Consider the following 23,517-nt stretch of genomic DNA (forward strand, 5'->3'; position numbering starts at 1 on the left):
CGGAGCAGGGCGATCATGGTTACGATGCGCGTCGATGACGACCTCCGGTCCCTCTCCCGTGGTACCTCCGACGAGTGGCCTACCCCGCAGCGTTTTGGCTGGATATGCCCTCGGCTCGTTGGTCACCGGAGCGTTCGGTACGGTGCCCGGTTTGCTTCTTCTGCCTTATCTGACCGACACGCTGGGTGTAGCCGCCGGTGTGTCCGGATTACTGGTCCTCCTTCCGAAGGCATGGGACGTCCTCGCCAACCCGGTGGCCGGCCGGATCTCCGATCGCCGTGGTTCCCGCCGACCCTTTCTCTTGATCGCCGGACTGCTGCTGGGCGTGCTCTTCGCCGCCATCTTCGCGGCCCCCTTCCCGGGTGGGACCGCCTCCGCCGCGTGGGTCGCCCTCCTCTTCCTCGCCGCCGCCACCGCCTTCGCCTTCTTCCAGGTCCCCTACGTCGCGATGCCCGCCGAACTCACCGACGGATACGCCGAGCGGACCCGGCTGATGACCTGGCGGGTCGCCGTCCTGGCCCTGGCCATCCTGGTCTCCGGCGCACTAGCCCCACTCGTCGTCGAGCTCACCGGCGGAGGACGCGAGGGCCACCGGTGGTCCGGGTCGTTCGTCGGCGCGCTCATCGTCGTGGGCGCGGTCGCCACCTTCCTCGGTACGCGTAAAACCGCCCCGCACACCGCCGTCGAGGCCGAGCCGAGCCTCCGGGCGCAACTTCGGGTAGCCAACGGGAACGCCCCCTTCCGTGCACTGTTGACCTGCTGGATCGTCCAGGCCGCCGGCATCGGCACCATGCTGGCCGGAGTCAAGTACTTCGCTGATCACGTCCTCGTCCAGAAGTCCGGTTCGACCTTCCTGTTCGCCGCCTTCGTCGGCCCCGCCCTCCTGGTCATGCCGCTCTGGACCGCTGTCGGTAGACGGCACGGCAAGCTTCGTTCCCTGGTCGCCGCCTCGCTGCTCTTCGCCGTCGCGGCGCTGGGCCTGGTCGTCGCACCGGCCCTGCCCGCGGTCGCCGCCTATCTGATCGTGGCCGTGGTCGGAGTCGGGTACGCCGGTCAGCAGGTTTTCGCCATGGCGATGCTGCCGGACTGCATCGCCCACGACACCGAGCGCACCGGCCGTCGGCAGGCCGGCGTCTTCACCGGCCTGTGGACCGCGGGGGAGACCTTCGGGTTGGCGCTCGGGCCCGGAATCTACGCATTGATCCTCCAGCTCTTCGGTTACGTCTCGTCGGCCACCGGTGAGCCGGCCGCTCAGAGCGACTCGGCCCGGCTCGGGGTACTGCTCGGATTCACGGTCGTCCCGGCCCTGCTGGTCGGTGCCGCCGTGGTGCTGCTGCGACGTTACGACGATCGAGCCGGATCGGGTTCCGGCCCTGTGGATAACTCCCCGCTGTGGACAACCGAGGGCGTGCCGCCGGAGAAGGGATAACGTCGCCGTCATGACCGATGCGCTGCCCGCGAAGGGCGTTCCGGGCGAGCGGATCCTCGCCGAGCTGCGCGAGATGCGTGGCGCCGACCTGCCGACACACGGCGGCCGGCTGTTCGCTTATGTCTACGACCCCGCGCTGGACGGCCTGGACGAGCTGACCCGGGCGGCGCACGCGACAACCGCCCACGTCAACGGTCTCGACCCGACCGCCTTCCCGTCCCTGCTGGCGATGGAGAATGCGCTGGTCGCCGCCGCGGCCAAACTGCTAGGCGGTGGCCCGTCCACGGTCGGCAGCGTCACCAGCGGTGGCACCGAATCACTGATCCTGGCGGTCAAGGCGGCGCGCGACGCCCACCCCGACATCGCGCACCCCCGCCTGGTGGTCCCCGCCACCGCACATGCCGCGTTCGCGAAGGCGGCCCATTACCTACGCGTCGAGCTGGACACCGTGCCGGTCCAGGCCCCCACGCCCGGCCCATGGGAAGCAGAGCGGGGGAATGGCGTAGCGCCCGGCAACGCTCCGGGGGAGAGGCCGACGGCGAGTGGAGTCCCGGTCCGGGGGCTGACGGTTGATCCGCGGGCGATTGCCGCCGCGATCACGCCGGATACGGTGCTTGTCGCGGCTTCCGCCCCCAGCTATGCCCATGGCGTCGTCGACCCGATTCCCGAGATCGCAGCCGTGGCCGCGGCTCACGGGGTCCGGTTCCATGTGGACGCCTGCTTCGGCGGCTGGATCCTGCCCTACCTGCGTCGGCTCGGGGCCGATCTGCCGCCGTTCGACCTGTCCGTGCCCGGCGTCACCAGCATTTCGGTCGACCTGCACAAATACGCCTACACCCCGAAGGGCGTCTCGATCCTCCTGCATGCCTCCGAGGAACTGCGCCTCCCGCAGTACTTCGCGTATGCGGACTGGCCCGGCTACACGATGATCAACCCGGTGATCTCGTCCACCCGCTCGGGCGGCCCGATCGCCGCCGCCTACGCCACCTTGCGCAGCATCGGCGACGACGGCTACGCGAAGCTGGCCGAAGCGACCCGCTCGGCAGTCGACATCCTCGCGTCAGCGGTCGAGGCCACCGACGGCGTCCGGCTCTTCGCCCCACCCGAGACAAGCGTGGTCTGCCTGGCCGCCGAAAGTGAAAGCACCATGAACGCCGATCACGGTGGCCGCACCGATCACGGCGACCGCACCGATCACGGCGACCGCACCGGCCGCGGCGATGACAATCCCGGCGGTGGCGGTGGCGGTGGCGGTGGCGGTGGCGGTGGCGGTGGCGGTGGCGGTGGCGGTGGCGGTGGCGGTGAGTGGAGTGGCGTTGAGAACCGGGTCGACCTGTTTGTTCTGGCTGATGAGTTGGCTGCTCGCGGTTGGCACACCCAGCCGCAGATGGCGTTCGGTGATCTGCCGCCCACGATCCATCTGACGGTGACTGCTGCCGTTCACGCCACCGCGCCCGCCTTTGCGGCCGACCTGGAGTCCGCGGTTGCGGCGGCGCGCGCTCGTGGCCCGGTTGTGCTGCCACCGTTGCCGCCCCTGACACCGGAGATGATCACCCCGGAGTTGATCGCCTCCCTGGCTGACGGCCTGGGTCTGGGTGGTGGAGATTTCACGCAGATGGCCGTCGTCAACACGGTTCTGAACGCGGCGCCGCCACCGTTGCGTGAAGCCCTGCTGACCGGATTTCTGAGTCTGATGCAGCGACCATGACCCGGTAGGGTGGCCGTCATGGCTTTCCTCTGTGCGTAGGAGCGCGTCCCCGCATCCCCGATGCGGATCGCCGCCTCCTGATCGCCCCGTGACGTCCTCGTTCGGCGTCGCGTCCTCCGAGGAAGAGTCATGTCTTCGTACCTTGTGGTGCTGCGCACCCCGCATGCTGCCCGCGCGTTCGCCGCCGCCCTGATCGGCCGCTTGTCGTACGGCCTGGTCTACCTGGCCCTCATGCTCGCCGTCATCCGGGCCACCGGTTCGTACCCGACGGCCGGTGTTTTTCTGGCCCTGTTCGGCCTGACCAGTTCGGTGCTGTCGCCGCTTCGGGCGCGGTTCGTCGACCGGCACGGCCCGCGGCGGGTGCTGCCGGTGATGGCGGCCGTCTACGCGTCGGCGCTGGCCGCGATCGCGGTGGCGACCTGGCATCCGGGGGCGTCAGAGCCGACGTTGTACGTGCTGGCGGCCGCCGCCGGTTCGTCGACGCCACCGCTCGGCCCGGTGATGCGTGCCCTCTGGAGTGACCTGCTGCCCGACCCGGCCTTGCGACAGCGCGCGTTCTCCTTGGACACCGTGGCTGAGGAGGTGATGTACATCGGCGGCCCCCTGCTGGCCGGTGCGGTCGCGGCGGTGGCGAACCCGTCCCTGGGCGTGGCCCTGAGCGCGTTCCTGATCCTGACCGGCAATCTCCTGCTGGTCACGTCCCCAGCGGTGAAAGGCGCAGCCGGGGTTGAGCCGGGAACGGTGGGGGCGGCAAGGTTCGCGGCTGCTGTCCGGCTGCACCGGCCGATGTTGATCGCGGCCTCGGTGGGCATGTGTCTGGGCGCGTTGAGCCTGCTGGTGGTCGCGTTCGCCCAGTCCGAGAACCATCTGGCCGCGGTCGCCTGGATCGAGGCCGCTCTGGCGGCGGGAAGTGTTGCCGGTGGCCTGACCTACGGCGCGATCACGTGGCGAATGCCGGCCGCCCGTCGTCTGCCGCTGTTGGCGGCCGCGATGGGCGCGTCCTTGGCGGTGGCCGGCCTGTCCGCGAACCTGTACGTGCTGGCCGCCCTGGTCGGCGTGGTCGGCCTGTTCGTCTCCCCGTCGCTGACCACGGCCTACCTGATCGTCGACGAGACGGCCGCGCCGGATGCCCGTATCCAGGCCGGCGCCTGGGTCAGCACTGCCTTCAACCTGTCCAATTCAGTGGGTGTCGCGGTGGTCGGTCTCCTGTTGGCTCATCTCTCGCTGCCGTTGTGCTTTGCGATTGCGGCGACACCGGCGTGCATGGCGGCGCTGATGGCGTTCACCCGGGTGAAGACCGCGAAGCAAGCCGCCGCGATCTCCGGGATCTCGCCGCCGCGGGTCTTCTGATGCCGGTGGGACGTACCAGGGCGCGTTACTACACCGAGGGGCCGAACCTTCCCGAGCGGGTGCTTGAGGTGGCGCGGACGCCGATGACGCTGCGGCAGCCGTACGCGGATGCGTTAGGTTGACCGGGTGGCCGGTCTGCCAGGAGTGCTCGGGGAACCCATCCGGTTTGTGCTGAACTGGGGGCGGCGCTATTCGCTCTGGGTGTTCAATTTCGGGCTCGCCTGTTGTGCGATCGAGTTCATCGCGTCGAGCATGGCGCGGCACGACTTCATGCGGCTCGGGGTGATCCCGTTTGCGCACGGGCCGCGCCAAGCCGACCTGATGGTGGTGTCCGGCACGGTCACCGACAAGATGGCTCCGGCGATCAAGCGGCTGTACGACCAGATGCCCGAGCCGAAGTATGTGATCTCGTTCGGCTCCTGTTCGAACTGTGGTGGGCCGTATTGGGATTCTTATTCGGTCACCAAGGGCGTCGACCAGATCATTCCGGTGGACGTCTACGTGCCGGGGTGCCCGCCCCGGCCGGAGGCCCTGCTGCACGGCATCCTGAAGTTGCAGGAGAAGATCGCCGCCGAGCAGTCGGGCCTGGGCGGGGTGCACCGCCCGGACCCGCTGGCACTGACGGCCCCGATGATCACGAAACCGGAAGAAAAATGATCACGAGGCCGGGAGCGAGGCCGGCAGCGAGGCCGGCAGCGAAGAAGTAGGAGAGGCCGGAAGCGAAGCAGTAAGGATCTCCCGCGCGCCCTGCCGGAGCAGCGAGGCGGCGACCGAGGTCCCGAGCACAACCGGATCGCTGGCCCACTCGTGCGCGTCCAGCACGGTCTTCCCGTCGAGGCTGATCACCCGGGCCCGCAGACTGATCCGCCCGTCGGGCTCGGTGCGCGCGTACCCGCCGATCGGCGAATGGCAGCTGCCTTGCAGGATGTGCAGCATGGTGCGCTCGGCTTCGGTCTCCTGCGCGGTCCGCCGGTCACTGAGGGTTTCGGCGATCTCCAGGGCCGCGGTGTCGTCGCGCCGGCATTGCAGGACGAGGGTGCCGGAGCCGACGGCGGGCACGAAAGTGTCGACGTCGATCGGCTGGGTGATCCGTTCCGGCAGGTTGATGCGGTGCAGGCCGGCGACGGCGAGCAGGAGCACGTCGTAATCGCCGGCGTCGAGTTTGGCGAGCCGGGAGTTGGCGTTGCCGCGGATCGGCACCGGGGTCAGGTGCGGCCAGTGCAGGTTGAGCTGGGCGACGCGCCGGACGGCGGAGGTGCCGACCCGGGTGCCGGCCGGCAGGTCGTCGAGGGTGCGCCCGGCCGGGTCGACGAGGCAGTCGCGGACGTCGTCGCGGGTCAGGTAGCCGGCGAACACGGTGCCGGCGGGCGCCGGCCGATCGCCGGGTACGTCTTTGACGCAGTGCACGGCCAGGTCGGCCCGCCCGTCGAGGAGCGCCTGGTCGACCTCTTTGGTGAACGCGCCCTTGCCCCCGAGCTCGGACAGCGCGCCCTGCCATCGGTCTCCGCTGGTGGTGAGGGGCACCACTTCCACGTCGGCGATTCCGGTCAGCATGCGGCGGACGCGTTCGACCTGGGCGAGTGCCATGGGGGAGGAGCGGGTGCCGATACGCAGCAGGCGGGAAGCGGACATAGCGGAAAGAGTAACCGCCGGTGTGCGTGGCTTGAGTAGCGTGGCCGACATGAGAGCGGACTTCATCATCGACGTTCTGACTCGGGAGTTCGGCCAGCTCATGGCGCAGGACCCGGCTGCCTTCCGCCGCAAGTTCCGAAAGATGGCGGCGTCCCCGTTCGCTTTCTACCGGGGTAGCGCGTCACTTTTCTACGCCGATTTGAGCGGCGATTTCCGCGATGGCAGTTTTCTCGATGAGCGGACCAGCCGGGTGTGGATCCACGGCGATCTGCACGCCGAGAACTTCGGGACGTACATGAATTCCGATGGCCACCTGGTCTTCAACGTCAACGACTTCGATGAGGCGTACGTCGGCCCGTTCAGTTGGGATCTGAAACGGTTCGCGGCCAGCGTGGCCCTGCTCGGCTACTCCAAGGCGCTCTCCGACGAGCACATCTCGGCGCTGGTCACCGGCTTCGCCGAGTCGTACCTGACCGAGTTGCGGGCGATCGCGCAGGGCGGTGACGACGCGATCGGCTCGATCACCCTGGCGAACGCGGACGGGGTGCTGCGCCGGGTGCTGCAGCAGGCCCGCCTGAGCACCCGGGTGGATCTGCTCGACAGCCAGACCACGATCGACGACTTCGACCGCCGGTTCTCCATGGGTGACGGGATCTACGAGGTCGGCGAGGAGGCGGCGGCGAAGGTGCGGAAGGCGTTCGGCCGCTATCTGGGCACCCTGCCCGAGTCGACCCGGCCGGTGTCGTTGCACATCAAGGACATCAAGCTGCGCAAGGGTGTGGGCATCGGGTCGGCCGGGCTGCCGTCGTACAACCTGCTGCTGGAGGGGCACACCGAGGCCCTGGAGAACGACGTGATCATCTACATGAAGCAGGCGCAGGTGCCGGCGGTGGCCCGATGGATCGACGACGAGCGGGTCAAGAGCTACTTCCGGCACCAGGGCCACCGTACGGCGGAGTCCCAGCGTGCCCTGCAGGCGCACGCCGACCCGTGGCTGGGTTTCACCGAGCTGGACGGGGTGGGTCAGCTGGTGGCGGAGGTGTCGCCGTACGCCGCGGATCTGGACTGGTCGGACGTCAACGAGCCGGAGGACCTGTCCGGGGTGATCGCCGACCTGGGCCGTGCGGTGGCCCGGATGCATTCGGTGGCCGACGACGAGTCCAGCCATGATCTGGTCGACTTCTCCACCGAGGAGGCGATCGTCGCGGTCGTCGACAAGGACGAGGCCGGGTTCGTACGGCATCTGGTCGAGTTCGCACACCGGTACGGTGACCAGGCTCGCGAGGACCACCAGGACTTCGTCGACGTGTTCCGCAACGGCCGCCTCCCCGGCCTGTGAACGGTCAGCGGTAGGAGAGCGAATAGGCCATCTCGCCGTCGACCGGGTCGGCCCCGCCCTGATACCGCATCCGGATCTCGATGTTCCTGTCGAGCGCCGCCTTGATGACGAGCTTGCGGATCTTCGGGTCCGCTTCGCAGGGCACCGAGAGTTCGGCCAGTACCTTTCCGGCGTCCGGCGTGTGTGCGCCCTTCTGCCGTCGGTACTGCATGGCGACGGTTCCGCCGGGGCCCCGGCAGATCATCGAGAGGGTGGCCGGCCGGGTCGGGAAGTTGGACGAGGCGTACCGGCTGTACCAGCGGAACTCCGGTCCGATCTCGCTCAGCGTCCGGGTGCCGGAGTCCTTGATCCCGGGTTCGCCCCCGATGCCCACCCGGATGTGCAGGTTGTCCTCGTCGTAGGTGCCGGGGGCCAGTGGAAGCCGCAGGTCGGGCCGGGGCGAGGTGACCCGGAACGCGAATCCGGACCGGTCGGCCTGTTCGATGTCGTCGAGGCCGAAGACCAGTGCCTTCCCTTTCAGCTCGACCTCCTGGCGTACCGGAACCGGCTGGTCCCCGCATCCGACCGCGATCCGGGCGGTCTCCGGGCCGCCCTTGACCACGAGTGTGGCCTTCCCGGCGCCGACGCAGGCCACGGTGACCACGATGGGCGTGACATAGAACTTCTCGGTGTGGGTGAACGCGGCGGTGACCGGCGACTTCACGTCCCGTCCCGGCACACCGGCGGCATCGGCGATCAGCCGGTCCAGGGCGACCTGGGCCCGTTCCTCGGGGGTGGCCGGCACCGCGGAGGACGCCGCCGGCAAGGGCTGGGGAAGCGCCTGCCGTCCCTGAGCCGCGATGGCCACACCGCCGGTGACGGCCAGGATCGCCGCCGCGGCCGAGCCCACCACCTTGGCGAGGCGCCGCTGCCGGGTGGTTCGGCGGACCGCCCCGGTGCCCGGTGGCCGCACCCGCGGCAGGGTGTCCTCCCGCAGGTCGGCGAAGAGGTCCTTCAGCGGATCCGTGGTCATGACACACCCCCGTCGAGCCGTGCGGCGAGGGCGGCCCGCCCGCGATGGAGATTGGAGCGGACGGTCGCCTCGGTGACCCGTTCCCGGACGGCGATCTCGGCGACCGCCAGATCGGCCAGATAGTGCAGCACCACGGCCCGGCGCTGGGCCGGCGGCAGGGTGCCGAGCGCGGCGACCAGCGCGACCCGTTCCGGCCCCGGCCCGTCCACCTGTGGTTCGGCGGGCCGCTGCCGGCGCAGGAATCCGAGCGCGGTCCGGGCCCGGCGCCAGCGGCTGACCGCCAGATTCCAGGCGACCCGGCGGATCCACGCGACCGGATCCTCGTACCCGGCGATGTTCTTCCACCTGGTGTACGCCCGGCAGAACGCCTCCTGGACGACGTCCTGTGCCTCCTGCCGGTCCCCGAAGTAGGCGTAGAGCTGCACGGTGAGATCGCCGAAATGGGCGGCGTACACCTCGTCGAACGACGGCGGATCGTGCTGCACGGGGTCCGGCGTCTCCGATCGGGGTTCGACGATGGCTGTCACGACGACTACACGCCGAACCCGCCCCGAACGTTGCAACCTACCTGGGGTCGCCTGAACCGCGGGAGCGGGCCTGGACCATAGGATGACCGGCATGACGCCCGAAGAGGTCGGTGAACGCCTGGTCAATCTGCTGGCCACCGACGACCCGGAGAAGGGCACGGTGACCGCCTCGGTCTCGGGCGGCGGTCCGGGGCATGCCCGCGCGGTGGTCGACGTGCCGGTGGCCCGCTGGTGGTTCGCCGCCGAGGCGGCCCGGGACGCCGGTGCGCTGGGCTGCGACTTCTTCGACTGGCTGTCCGCCGTGGACGAGCTGGACGGCGGCTTCTCGGTGCTCGCCCACCTGTGGTCCACCCGCCGCCGGCACGGTGTGCTGCTGCGCACCCGGGTGTCCCGGACGGAGCCGCTGGTGGAGTCCCTGGTGGACCTCTATCCGGGTGCGGAGTGGCACGAGCGGGAGACGTACGAGATGTTCGGGATCGATTTCTCCCGGCATCCCGGCCTGCGCCCGCTGCTGCTGCCGCCGGAGTTCGAGGGGCATCCGCTGCGCAAGGAGTTCGTGCTGGCCTCGCGGGTGGCGAAACCGTGGCCGGGCGCGAAGGAGCCGGGCGAGTCGGAGGGCGGTGCCGGCAAACGTGCCCCGATGCGCCCGCCGGGTGTCCCGGACCCGAACGAGTGGGGCCCGCACGCCGGGGAGCGGTCCTGATGGATCTCCTCGTCCGGGTGCTCGCGGTGATGGCCGCCTTCCTGGTGTTGCCGCTGGTCATCGGCCAGGTGGAGCACAAGGTGATGGCACACATGCAGGGCCGGGTCGGCCCGATGTACGCGGGCGCCTTCCACGGCTGGGCGCAGCTGATCGCGGACGGGGTGAAGTTCGTCCAGAAGGAGGACATCACCCCCGGGAACGCCGATCGTACGGTCTTCCAGCTCGCCCCGATCGTGGCGTTGCTGCCGTACCTGGTGGTCCTCATGACCATTCCGCTCGGCCCCGGCCTGGTCGCGCAGAGCCTGGACATCGGCCTGTTCCTGGTGCTGGCGGTGCTCGGGTTCGGGGTGGTCGCGGTGCTGATGTCGGCCTGGTCGTCGGCCAACAAGTACAGCCTGCTCGGTGGTGTCCGCGGTGCCGCCCAGCTGCTCGGCTACGAGCTGCCGCTGGTGCTGTCGGCGGCCAGTGTGGCGATGGCGGCCGGCACGCTGAGCCTGCCCGGCATCGTCGAGGCGTGGCAGCCGTGGTGGCTGATCTGGCAGGCGCCGGCCGCGCTGGTGTTCTTCACCGCCGGTCTGGCCGAGATCCGCCGTCCGCCGTTCGACATGCCGATCGCCGACTCGGAGCTGGTCTTCGGCTACATGACCGAGTACACCGGGCTGCGGTTCGCGTTCTTCCTGCTGGCCGAGTACGTCGGCATCGTGGTGATCGCCGCACTGACCACGGTGCTGTTCCTGGGCGGTTGGCATGGCCCGTACGCCGATCAGCTGGGTTGGCTCTGGACCCTGATGAAGATCTTCGCCCTGTCTTTCGTGATCATCTGGGTCCGGGTCAGCTACCCCCGGCTGCGGGAGGATCAGCTGCAGCGTCTGTGCTGGCTGGTCCTGGTTCCGGTGTCGCTGGCGCAGCTGGTTCTGACGGTGGCTGTGAAATCCCTGCTCTGAGGAGCGGGGCGAGGTCGCGCCGACACCGGCGACGGGGCAGGATGGTCGTTTGTGAGTGAGATGCCCGGCAAAGGTCTGCTCGACGGTCTCGCCGTCACCCTGAAGACGATGACCAAGCGGACCACCACCCAGCAGTACCCCGATGTCGAGCCCGATCTGCCGCCACGTTCCCGCGGTGTGATCGCGCTGTCCGAGGAGAACTGCACGGTCTGCATGCTGTGCGCCCGGGAGTGCCCCGACTGGTGCATCTACATCGACTCGCACAAGGAGGAGGTCGTCGTCCCGGGCGCCGCGCGCGCCCGCCAGCGCAACGTGCTGGACAAGTTCGACATCGACTTCTCCCTCTGCATGTACTGCGGTATCTGCATCGAGGTGTGCCCGTTCGACGCGCTGCACTGGACTCCCGAGTTCGAGTACGCGGAGACCGACGTCCTCTCGCTGCTGCACGACAAGACCCGGCTGGGCGAGTGGATGCGGACCGTCCCACCGCCGCCGGCGCACGACGTGCTCGGCGAGCCCTCCAAGGAGGAGGCGACGGCGGCACGCCGGGCGGCCGGTCCGGGCGCGGCGACGGCGGCGCGAACGGCCCGATCAGCCGCGGTACGCCCGAGGCCGGGTGCCGAGCGGTGACCGTCGCCGACGTGCTGCTGCTGGCCCTGGGCGCTGTCGCCGTCGGCTCCGCGGCCCTGGTCGTCACCAGCTCCCACCTGGTCCGTGCCGGGCTGTACCTGGTGGTCAGCCTGGGCGCGATCGCCGGCCTCTACCTGGTCCTCGGCGCCGAGCTGGTGGCCTGGGTGCAGATCCTGGTCTACGTCGGCGCGGTGGTGGTGCTGCTGCTGTTCGCGGTGATGCTGACCCGCGCGCCGATCGGCCCGTCCCCCGACCTGGACCGGCCGGCGCTGCCCGCGATCCTGATCGGCGGTGGGGTCGGCGTCGGGCTGGCGGCGCTGTTCGTGGACGCCTTCCGCTGGGCGCGCCATCCACAGGTCGAGCCGGGCACCGCCGAGCGGGTCGGTGAGCAGATCTTCGGCGCCTGGGTGCTGCCGTTCGAGGTGCTGTCGATCCTGCTGCTGTCCGCCCTGGTGGGTGCGATCGTGCTGTCCCGCCCGGATGTCGGCGCCCGTGTGGCCGGGTCCCGCGACGAGGAGCCGGAGGCCTGATGCACGTCGTCATCCCGTACGTCATCGCCGCCCTGCTCTTCGGCCTCGGCGTCTACGGCGTGCTGCGCCGGCGCAACGCGATCCTGGTGCTGATGGCCGTCGAGCTGATGCTCAACGCGGTCAACCTGATCCTGGTCACCGCGGACGTGTCGCTGCGGTCGGCCACCGGGACCGGGGGCGTGCTCACCCTCTTCGTGATCGTGCTGGCCGCCGCCGAGGTGGGTGTCGGCCTGGCGATCGTCCTGCAGTACTACCGGATGCGGAAGGCGGTCGTGCTCGACGACGTGCGCCTGGACGACGACGGGGAACGGGTGGCCGGGTGAGCGCCGATGTCGCCGGGATGCTGCTCCCGGCCGTACCGCTGCTGGTGGGTCTGATCGGTCTGCTGCCGCCGCCCGGCGACGGCGACCGCCGGCGGATCGCCGCGGGCCTCGGTGTCTCCGGTGCCGCGATCGCGTTGCTCCTGGCGTTCTGGCTGGTCCTGGACCCGATGCGAGTGCCGTCCACGGGCCTGCCGCTGGGCGGGTTCGGGTCGCTGAGCATCGGCTGGAGCGCTCTGGTCGACCCGGCGGCCGGTTATGTGGCGCTCGCGGTCACCACCGTGGCCCTGTGCGTGCAGATCTACTCGATCGGCTACCTGCACGACGACCCCCGATACGGGCCGTACGCCGCCCAGGTCAGCCTCTTCACCGGCGCCATGCTGCTGGTGGTGGCGAGCAGTGACCTGATCGTCATGCTGATCGGCTGGGAGGTGATGGGCGCCTGCTCGTACCTGCTGATCGGTCACGACCGGCGACTACCCGAGGCCCCGGCCGCGGCGGTGAAGGCGTTCCTGGTCACCCGGATCGGTGACGTCGGCTTCCTGCTCGGCATCGCGGTCCTGATCGCCTCCGCGGGCAGCACCCGCCTGCCCGACGTGCTCACCCACGACCATTCGGCCGGCACGCTGACCGCCGCGCTGCTGCTGATCCTGGCCGGGGTGGCCGGCAAGAGCGCCCAGTTCCCGCTGCACACCTGGCTGCCGGACGCGATGGCCGGCCCCACCCCGATCTCCGCGCTGATCCACGCCGCCACCATGGTCGCGGCCGGCGTCTACGTGGTGTTCCGGCTCTACCCGCTCTATCTGCGGTCGCCCGCGGCGCTGGCGGTGCTCGCGGTGCTGGCGTCGATCACCATCCTGCTCGGCGCGATGTCCGCGATGGTTCAGGACGACCTGAAGCGGGTGCTGGCCTGGTCCACCGTCTCGCAGATCGGCTACATGACCGGTGCGCTGGCCGTCGGATCGCCCGCCGCCGCCCTGTTCCACCTGCTCACCCACGCCGCGTTCAAGGCGCTGCTGTTCCTCGCCGCGGGCGCGGTGATCCACGCGGTGGGCACCAACCTGCTGTCCCGGATGGGTGGCCTGCGCGAGCACATGCCGGTCACCTTCTGGTCGTTCGTGATCGGTCTCGGCGCGCTGGCCGGCCTGCCTCCGCTGGCCGGTTTCTGGTCCAAGGAGAACGTGCTGACCGCCGCCGCGCACGCCACCGAGGGTGGTGAGGTCACGCCGGTCTGGGCCGGGTGGCTGGTCTGGATCGCCGCGCTGCTCGCCGTCGGCCTGACCGCCTGGTACTCGACCCGCCTGCTGCTCCGCGCCTTCTTCGGCGTCTCCCGCGCCCACGGCCCGCACGGCCCGGACTGGGAGGTCGGCTTCGACGACGCCCGCCACCTGACCCCGGCCGAGCCGCACGATCCACCCGGCTCGATGCGCTGGCCGTTGATCCTGCTCGCGATCCCGGCCGCCCTGCTCGGCCTGGCCGCCTTCGCCCCCGGCTTCCGCACCGCCCTGGAACTCGACGACCCACACCTCGGCGTGGCCGTCGCCCTGCCGATGCTGCTGCTGGCCACCGGCGCCGGCACCGCCTGGTGGCTGTGGCGCGAACTGCCCGGCGTCGATCCGGCCGAGGCGCTGGGCCGGTCCCGCCCGCTGCTGGCCGCCGGTTTCCACATCGACGACATTCAACACCGATTGGTGGTACGCCCGGCGAAGGCACTCGCCCGCTGGGCCACCACCGGGGACATCCGCATCGTCGACGCCGCCGTGACCGGAACCGGCGCCGGCACCTCCCGAGCCGGTGAGGCGCTCGCCGAGGCACACCGGCTGCCCCTGCCCGCCGCCGCGGTCGCCGTCTGTGTGGCCGCCCTGCTGCTCGGCGCCATCGCCTGGTGGGGAGCCCTCTGATGTACCGCGACTACGCCGAGCCCGAACTCGGCCTCCCGCAGATCCTGCTCATCGCCATGCTCGTGGTGCCGCTGCTGGGCGCGGCGGTGGTGGCGCTGTTCCCGGCGGCCCGCGACCGGCAGGCCCGGCTCGTCGCCACCGGATTCGCCGCGGTCACCTTCCTGCTGTCGGTGGCCCCGCTGCTCTATCAGGAGTCCGAGTACGGCTGGTTCCAGTACGGCGACCGCGACACCCCGCCGCTGCTGCCGTGGGCGCGGGTCGACATCGAGTGGGTGCCTGCCCTCGGACTCGACCTCCACCTCGGCGTGGACGGGATCTCGTACCCGCTGATCGTCCTGACCGGGCTGCTCACGCTGCTGTGTTGCGCGTACACGGTGAAGAAGGTCCCGGACGGCGGCGCCGGCCGCACCCTGGCCGCCCTGCTGCTGGTCCTGGAAGTCGGCGTGCTCGGCACCTTCCTGGCCCTCGACCTGATCCTGTTCTTCCTGTTCTTCGAGGTCGTCCTGCTGCCGATGTTCGCGGTGATCGCCGGCTGGGGCGGGCCGCGACGCCGGGCGGCGGCCCGCAAGTTCGTCCTCTACACCCTGGCCGGCTCGGTCCTGCTGCTGCTCGGCGTGCTGATCGTCGTCGCCCGGGCCGGGACCGGCGACCTGGTGGCGCTCACCGGCGCCTCGCCGCTCGACCGCACCGTCCAGTACTCGGTGTTCGCCCTGCTCGCCGTCGCGTTCGCGATCAAGGCCCCGCTCTGGCCGCTGCACACCTGGCTGCCCGACGCGCACACCGAGGCGCCCACCGTCGGATCGGTGATCCTGGCCGGCGTACTGCTGAAAATGGGCACCTACGGCCTGATCCGCGTCGGTGTCGGTGTGGCCCCGCTCGGCGCCGCATGGGCCGCCCCGGTCCTCGGGATCCTGGCCGTCATCGCGATCATCGCCGGTGCACTGATCTGCCTGCGCCAGACCGAACTGAAACGGCTGATCGCCTACTCCAGCGTCGGCCACATGGGCTTCGTCATGCTCGGCATCGCCACGTTGTCGATCACCGGGATCCAGGCGGCGCTGATCGGCAACATCGCCCACGGCCTCATCACCGGACTGCTGTTCTTCCTGGCCGGGGCACTCAAGGACCGCACCGGCACCGGCTCCCTCAACCAGCTCAGCGGACTCCGCGAGACCGCGCCCCGGCTGGCCGCGCTGTTCGGTTTCGCCGCCATCGCCTCGCTCGGGCTGCCCGGCCTGGCCGGTTTCTGGGGCGAGGCGTTCGCGGTGGTCGCGGCGGTCCAGCGCGGGGGGCCGCTGTGGCTGACCCTGGCCGTGTTCGCCGCGATCGGCGGCGCCCTCACGGCCGCCTACTTCCTGCGGTTGCTGCGCCAGGTCACGCACGGTCCGCCGACTCCCGAGGTCCGGGCCCTGGACCCTTCGTCGTACGAGGCCCACGTCCTGCATCCACCGACCTCGCCCGGCCCGGCCTCACCCTCGGCCTCGCCTTTCTCCTCGCCCTCGGCCTCGCCCCTCTCCTCGCCCTCGGCCGGCTCGGACGATGAGCCGCGCTCCGAGCTCTCCCGGGCCGAGTGGTTCGCCTGGGCCCCGCTGGTCCTGCTCACCCTGGCCGTCGGGGTGCTGCCCGCCCTGATCCTGGGTGGCACCCTTCAGCCTCTGACCACCCTGCTGGGAGTCCACCGGTGAGAAGCCAGGCCGTCGACCACATCGCCCTGCTGCCGCTCTACGCCGCCGCCGGAACCGCGATCCTGGCCCTGCTGGCTGATCTGCTGGTGGCCCGGCGGGCGGTCACCGTGGCGGTCACCCTGCTCGGCACGCTGGCGGTCGCGGGCAGTGCTCTGTCGGTCGGGTCGTGGGACGGAACGTTCTGTTCACCGGACGGCTGCTCCTGGGTGCCGACCTGGCCGGCCGCCGTGACCGCCGCCCTGTTCGCCGCCCTCACCGCCGGAACCCTCGCCCTGTCGATGCCCATGTTGCGCCTGGGCACCGCGCCGGCCGGCGAGTTCTGCTTCCTGCTGGCCTGCTCGATGACCGGCGGCGTGACCGTGGCGTACGCGGGCGATCTGTTGACCTTGATCGTCGGCCTGGAGACCTTGACCCTGCCGCTGTACGTGCTGGTCGGCCTGCGCCGCTACGCCCCCACCGACCGGCCCAGCGTGCGCCCGGCCGAGGCGTCCCTGACGTTCTTCCTGATCAGCGTCATCGCCACGGCGATCGCCCTGCTCGGCATCGCCCTGACGTACACCGCGACCGGTGTGGTCCACCTGAACCGGCTGGGTCCCGCCGAGCCGCCGTTCCAGGCCCTGGCCGGGGTGGGCGCCGCCCTGCTGCTGATCGGCCTGGCGTTCAAGGTGGCGGCGGTCCCGCTGCACGCGTGGGCCCCCAGCACCTACGACGGCGCCCCCATCCCGATCGCCGCCTACCTGTCCACCGCGTCGAAACTGGCCGGCGTCCTGGCCCTGGCCGCGGTGGCGAGCCGCCTGGACGCCGGGGCGGTGCTGTCCGCGCTGGCCGTCCTGACGATGACCGTCGGCAACCTGGTGGCGCTGCGCCAGAACCGGATGGTCCGCCTGCTGGCCTGGTCCTCGATCGCCCAGGCCGGATACATCCTGGCGGCACTGGCCATGGGCGCACCCGGAGTCCCCGCCGCCCTGGCGTACGCGATCTTCTTCGTGATCCTGGAGCTGATCGCCTTCGGCGTGGTGACCGCCCTGCGCCCGGCGAGACTGGTCGCCCGGACCGCTGTCGCCCTGGCCGAGGAGACCCCCGCCGACACCGACGGCGGCACCCTGGAGGACTACCGGGGTGTGGCCCACCAGCATCGTTGGCCGGCCGCCGCCCTGGTGCTGGCCCTGTCCGGCCTGGCCGGCCTGCCCCCGGGCCTGGCCGGCCTGTTCGCGAAGGTGACGGTGGTCGGCGCCCTGGTCTCCGAGGGCTGGATCTGGCTGGCCGCGGTGGTGGTGATCAACGCGGTGATCGCCCTGGCCTACTACGCCCGGGTGGCGGTCCTGCTCTACACGTTCCCGGCCCGCCCCGGCATCCCGGTCGCCGACCCCCACCTGGTGTACGACATCACCCACCCCCGCTTCCCGATCCCCCGCCCGGTGACCGCCACCCTGCTGCTCGCGGCACTGGTGACGGTCACGCTCGGCTTCGTCCCGCAGGTGCTGTTCAACGCCCTCAATTAGTTCGCGTGCCGATCTGCGGCTCGAATCGAGCCGCAGATCGGCACGGCCCGGTCTACTAGCTGTTCAGGGCGTCCCGCACGTCGGCCGGCACCGGCTTGCCCATCATGTGACAGATGGTGATCGTGTCGGAGGCCGGCAGCACGGTGATCATGCGGGCCACACTGTCGTTCATCTCGGTGTCGCCCGGGCCTCCGGTGGCGTCGGTGACCGCCGAACGGCGCCCGTTCTCCGTGGTCACCGCGGAACTGTGGTGCCCCAGCGTGTCCCCACCGTGCCCCCAGACGGTGCCGCACGGCGAGTCGATCCGCATCAGGCCCAGCCCGTACCCGCCGGTACCGAACGACGCCGGCATCTCGACGGTCGTCTTCATCTGCTGGAGCGCCTTCGGCGACAGCAGGTCGCCCGCCAGCAGCGACGAGAAGAACCGGGACAGCTCGGCCGGGGTGGAGATGATCGCGCCCGCCGCCCCGGCGAACCCACCGAGAGGCAGATCCGAGACATCGGTGTACGTGGGCGTACCGCTGGCGAATTTGATTCGGTATCCGTGGGCGTAACCCGGTCCGGTGTACGTGGCCCGCGGGTTCGCGTAGTAGGTGTGCCTGAGTCCGAGCGGCTTGGCGATCCGCTGCTGAGCCAGCGTGGCCAGCCCCTTGCCACTGACCTTCTGCACGATCATGCCGACCAGGGTGTAGTTCGTGTTCGAGTACGCCCACCCCTGCCCCGGAGCGAACGTCGGCGCGTGCCGGAACGCGATGTCGAGCAGCTCCCGCTCGGTGAACACGTGCTGCGGATCCTTCTCGGCGTCGGCGAAGAAGTTCGGGTCCGCGGTGTAGCTGAACAGCCCGCTGGTGTGGTTGAGCAGCATCCGGACGGTGATGTTCCGCCCGTTCGGCACGACCCCCGGAAGGTACTTCTCCACGGGCGAGTCGAGTTTGAGCTTCCCCTGATCGACGAGCTGAAGAGCGAGCACAGCGGTGAACGTCTTGGTGTTGCTGCCGATCTCGAACTGATCCCGGACGGTCATCTTCCGCCCGGTCTCCCGATCAGCCACCCCGGCGACGGTGACGCGGACCTTGCGCCCGTCGTCAATCCGGGCGACGTATCCGGGAACCCCGACCCCGAGCACCCGCTGCGCGACCTCCCGCATGCTCGGTTCCACACTGGCGGAGTGTCGCCCACCGGCAGCCGCAGCCACTCCCGACCCGGCAAGCACCGCCGTAGCGGCCAGCACAGCGGTCGTACCCTGCAGAAAACGCTTGGTCTTGGCATCCGTCGTCATGCCCAGAATCCTGCCGACTCCAGCCCGCACGGTCATTGCAGCTGTCACCCCAACCGGGGTAGTGCCAGCACTACCTAGGCGACGCCGAGAACACGGAGAAGGCCGTCGATCGTCTCCTCCCGGCCCACCCGCCCCGGCAAACGGAAGAAGTGCACGCATACGGACTCGGCGAGCCGGGCTGAGGAACGGGCAGAAACCGTTCCGGACTCAAGTCGTTGTCGACCGTCTTTCACAGTCGCTCAGCGAATCATCCCGGCGAAGTCGCGATCGGCCTCGTTCTCCGCCGACTCAAGCCGTCTCTCCGGTCGGCGACCAGCGCGCGATCATCCCTCACGCGTTGTCTTGGGGTATTTGCCACCATCTCGCGTCATGCACTCGACTTCCGCCTCACTCGCGGTCAATTCCCCGCGCGAGTGTCCACTGCCAGCCTTTTTCCGGCCGACCTTGGTGGATTCGCCACCTTCCGATGAGTCTTCTTCTCGGCTGCTGGCCCGCTCGCTGTCCATTCCTCGCGCGAGTGTCCATTGCCACCCCTTCTCCTGGCCGACCTTGGTGGATTTACCACCGTTTCCGGTGGTAAATCCACCAAGATCTCTGCCGAACGGGTCGCCCGCGCGAGGGATCGACCGCAAGTGATCAGGCGACCAAGAACAAGACTCGAAACAGTGGGGGATCCACCAAGATCGGCCCGGAAGGGAGCGCTCGCGCGGGGAATGGACCGCGCGGGCTGACAGCCGAAAAGAAAGCTCCTGGAAGCCTCACCGGGTGGTCGGTGACAACCGTTTCTCGATGTCGGCGCGAAGCTGTGGGGGCAGCGCGTCGGCCACCAGCAGTTGCGACAGGTCTTCCGGGGCGTGCATGTAGATGCGGAACGCCTCGGACAACGTCAGGCCGTGTGCTGGCCGCTCCACCACCTCGATCCGGTCGCCGGGGCTGATCTCGCCCTCGGTCAGGATCCGTAGATAGGCGCCGGTGCGGTTGGAGGCGGCGAACCGCTTGATCCAGCGGGGCTCGCCCATCCGGTGCTGGAAGGTGGCGCACGGGATGCGGCCGAACGTGGTCTCCAGCACCACCCCGGCGCCGACCCGCCACTGCTCGCCGAGGACCGCGTCGTAGAGGTTCAGGCCCTGGGTCGTCAGGTTCTCGCCGAACAGGCCGGGGGCCAGGTCGCGGCCCAGCTCCGCCGACCACCAGGCGTAGTCCTCCACCGCGTACGCATACACCGCCTGGTCGTCGCCGCCGTGATGTTTGACGTCGCCGATGAAGTCGCCGACGACGCCGCTGTGCAGGCCGGTCGTCTTCGGGCCGGGGCGGCGGACCGTCACCGGGTGGTCGACCGGGCGCTTGCCGATCCCGGTGACACCGCCCTTGCCGGGGTTGGGCTCGGAGCCGCCCACGTTCAGGGAGAGGATCGTTCCGCTGGTCATGAGGAGAATTCCACCACCGCTCGGTCTTCGATCGGCCGGTAACCCAGACGTGGGTACAGCGCGTTGCTGGTCGGATTGGCCAGGTCGGTGAAGAGGACCATCTCGGTGATGCCGGCGTCCAGCGCATTTCGGGTGGCGGCGGCGGTCACCGCGCCACCGAAACCCCGTTTGCGGTGTACGGGCGGGGTGTACACGTACTGGACACGGGCCATGCCGGCCTCGGAGCGGGACCGGGTCGCCATCGCCACGGGTGTGCCGGACGTCTCCCAGATCGTGACGCCGCCGTCGGTCAAGCGCTCGTCCAGCACCGTGCCCACATCGGACGGATGCTCGCCCATGTCGTCGAAGAAGGCGGTGAACCAGTCGAGCAGCAGCGGACGGTCCGCCGGCCCGGCGACCCGGGCGCGACCGGGCGGGGACGGCTCAGGTGGGGTCAGCTCGGCCAGCCGGAACAGCCGGGTCCGCATGCCGGTCGTCATCGGCCCGCCGACCCGGGAACCCCACACCTCGGTGAAGGCGGGGACGTCCCCGGCGAGCATGTTCGCCGGGCCGTGCCAGCCTCGGTCGGCGAGGGCGTGCGCGGCCGCCTGTACCGCCTCGGACGGGACCCCGGTCAGCGTCAGCGGGTAGGGCGGCGTCTGGAGCAGCGCGCCCTCGACCACCCCCGCGGGGGACGTCCACCAGCCCAGAAGCGGGGCGACATCGCCGTACACAAACGGGCCCTGGGACCGCAACGTGGCGACCACGGTGAGCAGAACGGTGTGCCGGACCGGCTCCGACCGCAGGAACTCTCCGGCGCGCTCGTCGAACAGCTCGATATCGGAGGTCAACTGCCAGGTCATCGGAGCCACTCCTTGGCGATGCGGGACAGACTGTCGACGCGGGTCTCCGGGGCGTAGACGGAGCCGGCCAGCATCAACTCGTCGGCTCCGGTGCGCTCGACCAGGGCGTCCAGGGCGTCGACCACCTCGGCCTCGGTGCCGATCACCTGGGTCCCCGGCAGCGTCTCCAGCACCGCGTGATCCATCTCGGACAGATCGCGCTGGGCGGCGGTCTGTGGGGAGATCATCGGACCGAGTCGCCCGGTGCGCAGGCTGAGCGCCATCATCCGGCTCGGCCCAGCCAGGAAATGCGCCTCCTCGGTGGTCTCCGCGGCCAGCGCCGACACACTGACCATCGCCCACGGCCGGGGGCATCGCGGCGAGGGCTGGAACCCGTCCCGATAGATCCGCAGCGCGCCGTCCACATCGGAATTCATGGCGAAGTGGTACGCGTAACAGAACGGCAGGCCCAGCGCCGCCGCGATCTGCGCCCCATAGGTGGACGAGCCCAGCATCCACACCTCGGGAAACGTCTCCGGAGCGGGCGTGGCACTCAGCTTGCCGGCCGGCACCCGGGCATCCCCGAGCAGGCCCAGCAGCGTGCGCAGATGCTCCGGGAACTGCTCCACCGCCAGCTGTGGCGAACCCCCGCGCAGCGCGGCAGCGGTCGCCTGATCGGTGCCCGGCGCGCGGCCGATGCCCAGGTCGATGCGCCCCGGATAGAGCGCCTCCAGCAGCGCGAACTGCTCGGCCACCACGAACGGCACATGGTTCGGCAGCATCACCCCGCCGGACCCCACCCGGATGTCGCGGGTGTGCGCGGCCACCGCACTGATCAGCACCGGCGGTGAGGTCGAGGCGACCGCCGGCATGTTGTGGTGCTCGGCCACCCAGAACCGGGCGAACCCCAGCTCGTCGGCGGCCCGGGCGATCTCGATCGTGCCGTGCAGAGCGTCGGAGCTGCCGTGGCCCTCGCGGACGGTGGCCAGGTCGAGCACGGACAGCGGGACGCGGGTCGATGCGGTCATTGTTTCCCGTTCTGATCGCGGATCACTTGCACTCCCACGGTCACCGCGCCGAGCGCGACACCGGGCACCAGCAGCCAGAACGGCCATGGGTACACAAAATCGGTGATCGAGACCGCGACCAGGGCGTAAACGACGACGTTCACCGCGACGAGCGCACCCCAGATGGTCCAGAGAACGAGTAAAGCGGTCGGCAGGCGACGGGCCGCCTTTCTGGCCTGGGCTTTCACCTCGGCGTTGGTCATGCCCGGCCGGGGCAGATCCTGGACCAGAACGAGAAGATCACCGTACGTCCGGGCGGCATACGCCGAAGCGACCCGCTCGTCGTACTCGTGAAGGGACAGTCTGCCCTCATCCAGCGCGCTCTTGAGCTGGTCGGCGATCTGCTGCCGATCGCCGTCCGCCGCGCGCATGTCGACCTCTTTGGACATTGCCGCCCCCTCGCCGAAGCCCTGCCAGCAGGCTATCGAATCCGGGCGGTCACGCGGGGTCGGCGGCGAGGGCTGTGGATAACCTTTCGGCGGCGTGCCGGTCGGCGCGTGCCATCGAACCCTCGGGCAGTGCGGCGACCGCGGCCGCCAGCATCAGCACACCCGCCGCGAAGACGAACGACCAGGGCAGACCGCCCGGCTGGTCGACGATCACGCCGGAGATCGCGCCACCCGCGGCACTGCCGGCGACCGAGACGGTGACCATCCAGGTGTACGCCTCGTTCAGCATGCCGGCCGGGGCGATCCGGCCGACCAGACTGTTCTCCACAGTCAGTGCCGGGGCGATGGTGGCGCCACCCAGCACCAGGGCGGCGCCCAGCCAGAGCGGGCCCGGCATGAACGCCAGCACCAGGAAACTCACCGACACCGCGGCGAGCAGCCAGGCGAACTGCCTGGTCAACGCCATCGCCGGGCGGCGGGTGCCGAACCAGATGCCGCCGATCGCACTGCCGACACCCCACACCCCGAGCAGCACACCGCCGAGGGCCTCACCGCCGCCGTGCTGCGAGGCGTACGCCGGGACGATCACCCCGGCCGCACCGAACGCGACACCCAGCGCGCCGACACACACCAACAGGGCCGGGAACCCGCCCGTACGCAATGGGCCCAGGCCTTTCGCAGTGGCATGTGCGTCCAGTGCGCCGCGATGACGCATCACCGGAAGACGGGCGATCCAGGCCGTGCCGGTGAGGGTGGCGACAGCCGCGCAGATCAGCGCCGCGGCAGGCTGTCCGGTGATCACCAGGAACGCCGACACCAGCATCGGGCCGAGCACGAAGACCAGCTCGAAGAGTGACGTCTCGGCGGCGATCGCGGCATTGCGCAGATCGTGCCGGCCGGTGCCCGGCGCGGTCATGTCGGTCCAGGCCCGGCGGATCGCCGCGGTCAATGGAGGGTACGTCGCACCAGCCGCCGCCGACGCCACGAAGATCCACTCCAGAGCCGCCGGACCGCCCCGGCTCGCCAGCAGCAGAGCAGCCAGCGCCAGCGGGTGCAGGATCGCCGTCGCCAACAGGATCGGAGCCGGGCCGATCCGGTCGGCGAGCCGGCCGGCGATCGGGCTGACCGCGGCGCCGGCCAGGGCGTAGACACCGCCCGCGAGGCCGGCCGCCGCATACCGCCCGGTGGCCTGCTCGACCAGCAGGAGCAGCGCCAGCGGGGTCATGCCGATCCCCAGCCGGGCGATGATCCCGACCGGGAACAGCACCTTGGCGCCGGGTAACTGCCAGACGCCAAGGTACTGACGCAACGCGGTCACGGGC

The 23,517-nt window shown here is 70.3% G+C and carries 22 protein-coding genes; 13 read left to right on the plus strand and 9 right to left on the minus strand.

Annotated elements, in window-relative coordinates; translation table 11 throughout:
- Nucleotides 1-34: 34 nt before the first annotated feature.
- The 4 genes from ACQ0O7_RS04165 to ACQ0O7_RS04180 all read left to right on the plus strand — a co-directional run bounded on the left by ACQ0O7_RS04165 (nt 35) and on the right by ACQ0O7_RS04180 (nt 5,144).
- Complete coding sequence (locus ACQ0O7_RS04165; protein ID WP_430780406.1) at nt 35-1,429, plus strand: MFS transporter; 1,395 nt, start codon at nt 35-37, stop codon at nt 1,427-1,429.
- Between the two features lie 10 nt (nt 1,430-1,439).
- Nucleotides 1,440-3,137, plus strand: coding sequence for a pyridoxal phosphate-dependent decarboxylase family protein (locus ACQ0O7_RS04170; protein ID WP_430780407.1), 1,698 nt, complete (start codon nt 1,440-1,442; stop codon nt 3,135-3,137).
- A 129-nt stretch (nt 3,138-3,266) separates the two neighbouring features.
- Nucleotides 3,267-4,487: an MFS transporter gene (locus ACQ0O7_RS04175; RefSeq protein ID WP_430780408.1), complete on the plus strand. Its 1,221-nt coding sequence runs from the start codon at nt 3,267-3,269 to the stop codon at nt 4,485-4,487.
- 126 nt (nt 4,488-4,613) lie between these two features.
- Nucleotides 4,614-5,144 carry an NADH-quinone oxidoreductase subunit B gene (locus ACQ0O7_RS04180; protein WP_430780409.1) on the plus strand — a complete coding sequence of 177 codons (531 nt, stop codon included), beginning with the start codon at nt 4,614-4,616 and terminating at the stop codon, nt 5,142-5,144.
- Here ACQ0O7_RS04180 and hemC read toward each other — a convergent pair whose 3' ends face one another.
- Nucleotides 5,145-6,119, minus strand: coding sequence for a hydroxymethylbilane synthase (gene hemC / locus ACQ0O7_RS04185; RefSeq protein ID WP_430780410.1), 975 nt, complete (start codon nt 6,117-6,119; stop codon nt 5,145-5,147). It abuts the gene before it with no gap.
- Nucleotides 6,120-6,168: 49 nt separating this feature from the next.
- On the opposite strand from hemC, the gene ACQ0O7_RS04190 reads away from it, so the two are divergent.
- Nucleotides 6,169-7,458, plus strand: a complete 1,290-nt coding sequence (locus tag ACQ0O7_RS04190; RefSeq protein ID WP_430780411.1) for a DUF2252 domain-containing protein — start codon at nt 6,169-6,171, stop codon at nt 7,456-7,458.
- 4 nt (nt 7,459-7,462) lie between these two features.
- Here ACQ0O7_RS04190 and ACQ0O7_RS04195 read toward each other — a convergent pair whose 3' ends face one another.
- Together ACQ0O7_RS04195 and ACQ0O7_RS04200 are read right to left on the minus strand one after the other, a co-directional pair.
- The gene (locus tag ACQ0O7_RS04195; RefSeq protein ID WP_430780412.1) at nt 7,463-8,470 is read right to left on the minus strand and encodes a hypothetical protein; all 1,008 of its coding nucleotides are present in this window, start codon (nt 8,468-8,470) and stop codon (nt 7,463-7,465) included.
- Entirely contained in the window at nt 8,467-8,997 is a 531-nt protein-coding gene (locus ACQ0O7_RS04200) for an RNA polymerase sigma factor (RefSeq protein ID WP_430780413.1), read from the minus strand. The genes ACQ0O7_RS04195 and ACQ0O7_RS04200 overlap by 4 nt, the downstream gene beginning before the upstream one ends.
- 91 nt (nt 8,998-9,088) lie before the next feature.
- Here ACQ0O7_RS04200 and ACQ0O7_RS04205 point away from each other — a divergent pair, with 91 nt between their 5' ends.
- From ACQ0O7_RS04205 to ACQ0O7_RS04240, 8 genes are read left to right on the plus strand one after another with little or no spacing between them, the layout of a single operon-like run.
- Nucleotides 9,089-9,700 (plus strand): NADH-quinone oxidoreductase subunit C, encoded by a 612-nt coding sequence (locus tag ACQ0O7_RS04205; protein WP_430780414.1) that lies wholly within the window; start codon nt 9,089-9,091, stop codon nt 9,698-9,700.
- Nucleotides 9,700-10,644 (plus strand): complex I subunit 1/NuoH family protein, encoded by a 945-nt coding sequence (locus tag ACQ0O7_RS04210; RefSeq protein WP_430780415.1) that lies wholly within the window; start codon nt 9,700-9,702, stop codon nt 10,642-10,644. Before ACQ0O7_RS04205 ends, ACQ0O7_RS04210 begins: the two co-directional genes overlap by 1 nt.
- Before the next feature lie 60 nt (nt 10,645-10,704).
- A complete protein-coding gene (locus ACQ0O7_RS04215) occupies nt 10,705-11,274 on the plus strand; it encodes a NuoI/complex I 23 kDa subunit family protein (protein WP_430780558.1) in 570 nt (189 codons plus the stop codon).
- Nucleotides 11,271-11,804 (plus strand): NADH-quinone oxidoreductase subunit J family protein, encoded by a 534-nt coding sequence (locus tag ACQ0O7_RS04220; RefSeq protein WP_430780416.1) that lies wholly within the window; start codon nt 11,271-11,273, stop codon nt 11,802-11,804. The genes ACQ0O7_RS04215 and ACQ0O7_RS04220 overlap by 4 nt, the downstream gene beginning before the upstream one ends.
- Complete coding sequence (gene nuoK / locus ACQ0O7_RS04225) at nt 11,804-12,127, plus strand: NADH-quinone oxidoreductase subunit NuoK (RefSeq protein WP_430780417.1); 324 nt, start codon at nt 11,804-11,806, stop codon at nt 12,125-12,127. The genes ACQ0O7_RS04220 and nuoK overlap by 1 nt, the downstream gene beginning before the upstream one ends.
- A 17-nt stretch (nt 12,128-12,144) precedes the next feature.
- Nucleotides 12,145-14,025: an NADH-quinone oxidoreductase subunit 5 family protein gene (locus ACQ0O7_RS04230; protein WP_430780559.1), complete on the plus strand. Its 1,881-nt coding sequence runs from the start codon at nt 12,145-12,147 to the stop codon at nt 14,023-14,025.
- Nucleotides 14,025-15,710 carry a complex I subunit 4 family protein gene (locus ACQ0O7_RS04235; protein ID WP_430780418.1) on the plus strand — a complete coding sequence of 562 codons (1,686 nt, stop codon included), beginning with the start codon at nt 14,025-14,027 and terminating at the stop codon, nt 15,708-15,710. Before ACQ0O7_RS04230 ends, ACQ0O7_RS04235 begins: the two co-directional genes overlap by 1 nt.
- Nucleotides 15,707-17,212 carry an NADH-quinone oxidoreductase subunit N gene (locus ACQ0O7_RS04240; RefSeq protein ID WP_430780419.1) on the plus strand — a complete coding sequence of 502 codons (1,506 nt, stop codon included), beginning with the start codon at nt 15,707-15,709 and terminating at the stop codon, nt 17,210-17,212. The genes ACQ0O7_RS04235 and ACQ0O7_RS04240 overlap by 4 nt, the downstream gene beginning before the upstream one ends.
- Nucleotides 17,213-17,267: 55 nt before the next feature.
- Here ACQ0O7_RS04240 and ACQ0O7_RS04245 read toward each other — a convergent pair whose 3' ends face one another.
- From ACQ0O7_RS04245 to ACQ0O7_RS04270, 6 genes are all read right to left on the minus strand, one after another.
- Nucleotides 17,268-18,491: a serine hydrolase domain-containing protein gene (locus tag ACQ0O7_RS04245; RefSeq protein ID WP_430780420.1), complete on the minus strand. Its 1,224-nt coding sequence runs from the start codon at nt 18,489-18,491 to the stop codon at nt 17,268-17,270.
- A gap of 758 nt (nt 18,492-19,249) precedes the next feature.
- Nucleotides 19,250-19,918, minus strand: a complete 669-nt coding sequence (locus ACQ0O7_RS04250) for an MOSC domain-containing protein (protein ID WP_430780421.1) — start codon at nt 19,916-19,918, stop codon at nt 19,250-19,252.
- Nucleotides 19,915-20,760: a GNAT family N-acetyltransferase gene (locus tag ACQ0O7_RS04255; protein ID WP_430780422.1), complete on the minus strand. Its 846-nt coding sequence runs from the start codon at nt 20,758-20,760 to the stop codon at nt 19,915-19,917. The genes ACQ0O7_RS04250 and ACQ0O7_RS04255 overlap by 4 nt, the downstream gene beginning before the upstream one ends.
- Complete coding sequence (locus tag ACQ0O7_RS04260) at nt 20,757-21,767, minus strand: LLM class flavin-dependent oxidoreductase (RefSeq protein ID WP_430780423.1); 1,011 nt, start codon at nt 21,765-21,767, stop codon at nt 20,757-20,759. The genes ACQ0O7_RS04255 and ACQ0O7_RS04260 overlap by 4 nt, the downstream gene beginning before the upstream one ends.
- On the minus strand, nt 21,764-22,195 hold the full coding sequence (locus tag ACQ0O7_RS04265; protein ID WP_430780424.1) for a DUF1707 SHOCT-like domain-containing protein: 432 nt from the start codon (nt 22,193-22,195) through the stop codon (nt 21,764-21,766). The genes ACQ0O7_RS04260 and ACQ0O7_RS04265 overlap by 4 nt, the downstream gene beginning before the upstream one ends.
- A gap of 49 nt (nt 22,196-22,244) precedes the next feature.
- The gene (locus tag ACQ0O7_RS04270) at nt 22,245-23,513 is read right to left on the minus strand and encodes an MFS transporter (RefSeq protein WP_430780425.1); all 1,269 of its coding nucleotides are present in this window, start codon (nt 23,511-23,513) and stop codon (nt 22,245-22,247) included.
- Nucleotides 23,514-23,517 lie beyond the last annotated feature (4 nt).

The organism is Actinoplanes sp. G11-F43, assembly GCF_050589265.1.
Classification (GTDB): Bacteria; Actinomycetota; Actinomycetes; order Mycobacteriales; family Micromonosporaceae; genus Actinoplanes.

Bases quoted from the DNA above. Each gene is read 5' to 3' on its own strand.
- ACQ0O7_RS04165 (WP_430780406.1), top strand. From the start codon at position 35: ATGACGACCTCCGGTCCCTCTCCCGTGGTACCTCCGACGAGTGGCCTA.
- ACQ0O7_RS04170 (WP_430780407.1), top strand. From the start codon at position 1,440: ATGACCGATGCGCTGCCCGCGAAGGGCGTTCCGGGCGAGCGGATCCTC.
- ACQ0O7_RS04175 (WP_430780408.1), top strand. From the start codon at position 3,267: ATGTCTTCGTACCTTGTGGTGCTGCGCACCCCGCATGCTGCCCGCGCG.
- hemC (WP_430780410.1), bottom strand. From the start codon at position 6,119: ATGTCCGCTTCCCGCCTGCTGCGTATCGGCACCCGCTCCTCCCCCATG.
- ACQ0O7_RS04190 (WP_430780411.1), top strand. From the start codon at position 6,169: ATGAGAGCGGACTTCATCATCGACGTTCTGACTCGGGAGTTCGGCCAG.
- ACQ0O7_RS04195 (WP_430780412.1), bottom strand. From the start codon at position 8,470: ATGACCACGGATCCGCTGAAGGACCTCTTCGCCGACCTGCGGGAGGAC.
- ACQ0O7_RS04205 (WP_430780414.1), top strand. From the start codon at position 9,089: ATGACGCCCGAAGAGGTCGGTGAACGCCTGGTCAATCTGCTGGCCACC.
- ACQ0O7_RS04210 (WP_430780415.1), top strand. From the start codon at position 9,700: ATGGATCTCCTCGTCCGGGTGCTCGCGGTGATGGCCGCCTTCCTGGTG.
- ACQ0O7_RS04215 (WP_430780558.1), top strand. From the start codon at position 10,705: ATGCCCGGCAAAGGTCTGCTCGACGGTCTCGCCGTCACCCTGAAGACG.
- nuoK (WP_430780417.1), top strand. From the start codon at position 11,804: ATGCACGTCGTCATCCCGTACGTCATCGCCGCCCTGCTCTTCGGCCTC.
- ACQ0O7_RS04230 (WP_430780559.1), top strand. From the start codon at position 12,145: ATGCTGCTCCCGGCCGTACCGCTGCTGGTGGGTCTGATCGGTCTGCTG.
- ACQ0O7_RS04235 (WP_430780418.1), top strand. From the start codon at position 14,025: ATGTACCGCGACTACGCCGAGCCCGAACTCGGCCTCCCGCAGATCCTG.
- ACQ0O7_RS04245 (WP_430780420.1), bottom strand. From the start codon at position 18,491: ATGACGACGGATGCCAAGACCAAGCGTTTTCTGCAGGGTACGACCGCT.
- ACQ0O7_RS04250 (WP_430780421.1), bottom strand. From the start codon at position 19,918: ATGACCAGCGGAACGATCCTCTCCCTGAACGTGGGCGGCTCCGAGCCC.
- ACQ0O7_RS04255 (WP_430780422.1), bottom strand. From the start codon at position 20,760: ATGACCTGGCAGTTGACCTCCGATATCGAGCTGTTCGACGAGCGCGCC.
- ACQ0O7_RS04260 (WP_430780423.1), bottom strand. From the start codon at position 21,767: ATGACCGCATCGACCCGCGTCCCGCTGTCCGTGCTCGACCTGGCCACC.
- ACQ0O7_RS04265 (WP_430780424.1), bottom strand. From the start codon at position 22,195: ATGTCCAAAGAGGTCGACATGCGCGCGGCGGACGGCGATCGGCAGCAG.